General features: G+C 66.3%; 2 protein-coding genes and 1 pseudogene. All 3 read left to right on the forward strand.

Going from position 1 to position 2,303, the window contains the following annotated elements; translation table 11 throughout:
• A partial coding sequence (locus DBR30_RS22250; RefSeq protein WP_258224441.1) for an ABC transporter ATP-binding protein occupies positions 1–940 on the forward strand: 940 nt, incomplete at its 5' end.
• Positions 937–2,046 carry an ABC transporter permease gene (locus DBR30_RS14510; RefSeq protein ID WP_108588400.1) on the forward strand — a complete coding sequence of 370 codons (1,110 nt, stop codon included), beginning with the start codon at positions 937–939 and terminating at the stop codon, positions 2,044–2,046. The genes DBR30_RS22250 and DBR30_RS14510, both read left to right, overlap by 4 nt.
• A gap of 3 nt (positions 2,047–2,049) precedes the next feature.
• Positions 2,050–2,303: pseudogene (locus DBR30_RS22255) on the forward strand (ABC transporter permease); the annotation flags it as partial.

Genomic DNA, 2,303 nt, shown 5'->3' on the forward strand with positions numbered 1-2,303 from the left:
GCTGGCGGAGCTGCATCTCGCCAACGGCTCCTTTCAACCGGCCCAGCCCCGGCTGGAAGATGCCTTTATCGACCTGCTCGGCGGCGGCCCCGGCGGGGAGTCGAGTCTGGCGGCCGGGATGCGGGAAGCCGAACTGCCGCAGGGGGTCTCCCCCGAAGCGGTGATCGAGGCGCGCCACCTCACCAAGCGGTTCGGCGATTTTGCCGCCACCGATGATGTCAGCTTTGCGGTGCGCCGCGGCGAGATCTTCGGCCTGCTCGGCCCCAACGGGGCGGGCAAGTCCACCACCTTCAAGATGGAGTGCGGCCTGCTGCGGCCGAGCGAGGGGCAGGCGCTGGTGACCGGCATCGATCTGGCCCACAGCCCCTCGGCGGCGCGCCAGCGCCTCGGCTACATGGCGCAGAAGTTCTCCCTCTACAAGCAGCTCACCGTGGCGCAGAACCTCTCCTTTTTCGCCGGTATTTACGGCCTGTTCGGCCGCCACCAGCAGACGCGGATCGACGCCATGGTGACTGCCTTTTCCCTCGCCCCCTGGCTCGATCAAAAGGCGGAATCCCTGCCGCTCGGTCTGCGCCAGCGCTTATCGCTGGCCTGCGCCCTGCTGCACGAGCCGCCGCTGCTGTTCCTCGACGAGCCCACCTCCGGGGTCGATCCGGTGACCCGGCGCGAGTTCTGGTCGCACATCAACGCGCTGGCCGACCACGGCGTCACCGTGCTGGTCACCACCCACTTTATGGATGAGGCGGAGTATTGCGACCGCATCGCCCTCATCTATCGCGGCAAGCTGCTGGCGCTCGGCACCCCGGACGATCTCAAGGGGCTGGCCGCCAAAGAGGCGGTGACCTCTTTGCCAACCGGTTCCTTGCCGACCTGTTCTTTGCCAACAATGGAAGAGGCCTTTATCACCCTGGTCGAGCGGGCCAGCGAGGAGGACGCATGAGCATCAACCGTCGGCGACTGCTGGCCCTCTGCCGCAAGGAGACGCTGCAAATCGTCCGCGATCCGAGCAGCATCCTCATCGCCTTCATCATGCCGGTGGTGCTGCTGGTGGTAATGGGTTACGCCATCAATCTGGATGTAGACCATCTGCGCCTCGGCATCTGGCGTACCGATAGCGGCGCCCCGGCGGTGCGGCTGGAGCAGGCCCTGCGCGGCTCAACCGCGCTGGAGATCCACAGCGGCCCGAGCAGGGAGTCCCTGCTCGCCAGTCTGGCCCGTGGCGAGATCCGCGGCCTGCTGGTGATCGATGACGGCTTCTCCCGCGCCATGGTCGGTCAGAGCAATGGCACGCCGCAGGCGCTGCTGCTGACTGACGGCTCCGAGCCCAACACCGCCAACTTCGTCACCAACTATGTGCAGGGGATCTGGCAGGGGTGGCTTGCTGGCGAGGGGGTCGCCATGCCGGTGTCGATAGAGAGCCGCGCCTGGTTCAACCCGGCGCTGGTGAGCCGCAACTTTCTGGTGCCGGGCTCCATTGCGGTGGTGATGACCATCATCGGTGCCCTGCTCACCTCGCTGGTGGTGGCTCGGGAGTGGGAGCGCGGCACCATGGAGGCGCTGCTCGCCACCCCGGTCACCAAGGGGGAGCTGCTGCTCTCCAAGCTGCTGCCCTACTACGGCCTCGGCATCATCGCCATGCTGCTCTGCCTGCTCTTCTCGGTGGCGGTGATGGCGGTGCCATGGCGCGGCTCCCTGCTGCTGCTCTTTCTGGTCACCAGCGTCTTTCTCGGCAGCGCCCTCGGACTCGGGCTGTTCCTCTCCACCGTGATGCGCAGCCAGTTCAATGCCGCGCAGGCGGCGCTGATCGCCGCCTTTCTGCCCGCGGTGATGCTGTCGGGCTTCGTGTTCGAGATCGCCAGCATGCCGCCGCTGTTGCGGGCCATCACCCACCTCATTCCGGCCCGCTACTTCGCAAGCTCGCTGCAGACCCTCTATCAGGCAGGCAGCGTCTTCTCGATCCTGCTGGTCAACGGTTTCTGTCTGCTGCTGCTGGCGGGTTTCTGGCTGGCCCTGACCGCCCGCAAGACGCGGCGCACTCTGGAGTAACTCATGCTGATCCGACTCTGGTGGCTGATCCGAAAAGAGCTGCAGGCCCTGATGGGCAATACTCAGGGGCGCTTTCTGCTCATCATGCCGGTGCTGCTGCAAACCGCCCTCTTCCCGTTCGCCGCCACTCTGGAGGTGACCGGCAACACGCTGGCCATCTACAACCAGGATGGCGGCGCCCAGAGCCGCGAGCTGCTGGAGCGCCTCACCCATATGCCCGCCTTTACCACCATCATCCCGGTGCAAGGCGAGGCGGG

It is taken from the genome of Aeromonas sp. HMWF017 (assembly GCF_003061465.1).
GTDB lineage: Bacteria > Pseudomonadota > Gammaproteobacteria > Enterobacterales > Aeromonadaceae > Aeromonas > Aeromonas veronii.

Bases quoted from the DNA above. Each gene is read 5' to 3' on its own strand.
- DBR30_RS14510 (WP_108588400.1), top strand. From the start codon at position 937: ATGAGCATCAACCGTCGGCGACTGCTGGCCCTCTGCCGCAAGGAGACG.